Raw genomic sequence first — 555 nt, 5'->3', positions numbered from 1 at the left:
TCACTCGCCATCACTCCTTTACATAGTTGCCCACATTAACCACATGCTTATTGACAGTACAATCACGACTGCTAGCCAAACTGTGAATTGTTTCATTCAATCAATCTCCCGTCACGCCAGATTAAAGTGTGTGTGTCGTCATCATTTACGACGTGTAGTGTTTCCACTGGTTCTCCATGTACCTCTGCTTCATTCAACATAAGTTTAATTGGGTAGTTTTCATCAATTCTCACTCGTTGATAACCAAACCCACCCTCTAAGCAAGTCTTTTCAAATGTTGTCATTAACTTAGGAATTTCTGTATCTTCAGTAATTTCTTCCTCGACCTCTACTGTGAAAAGGTCATTTCGTCCATAACAATAACTATTTTCTATCTCCGCATAACCCACTTCATTAAAAATCACATATTGATTAACGTATGGAAATTCCTTGTTTTCGCTAACAAAACGTTTATTTCTTGACGATTTAGGATTATCCCACGCCCACTCAAGCAACTGTGGTAAGTTTAGTTGTTTCTTAGTTTTGATTTTCATTGGTAACCACTCCTCTATACTT

The 555-nt window shown here is 37.7% G+C and carries 1 protein-coding gene; it reads right to left on the bottom strand.

Annotated elements, in window-relative coordinates; genetic code table 11:
• Positions 1–92: 92 nt before the first annotated feature.
• Positions 93–555 (bottom strand): hypothetical protein (locus CD036_RS10145; RefSeq protein ID WP_103388566.1); only part of this gene is annotated, 463 nt, incomplete at its 5' end.

Origin of the sequence: Staphylococcus arlettae (assembly GCF_002902345.1) — a bacterium.
GTDB lineage: Bacteria > Bacillota > Bacilli > Staphylococcales > Staphylococcaceae > Staphylococcus > Staphylococcus arlettae.
The sequence above is the reverse complement of the archived record's forward strand: the minus strand, read 5'-3'. Positions and strand labels throughout refer to the sequence as shown.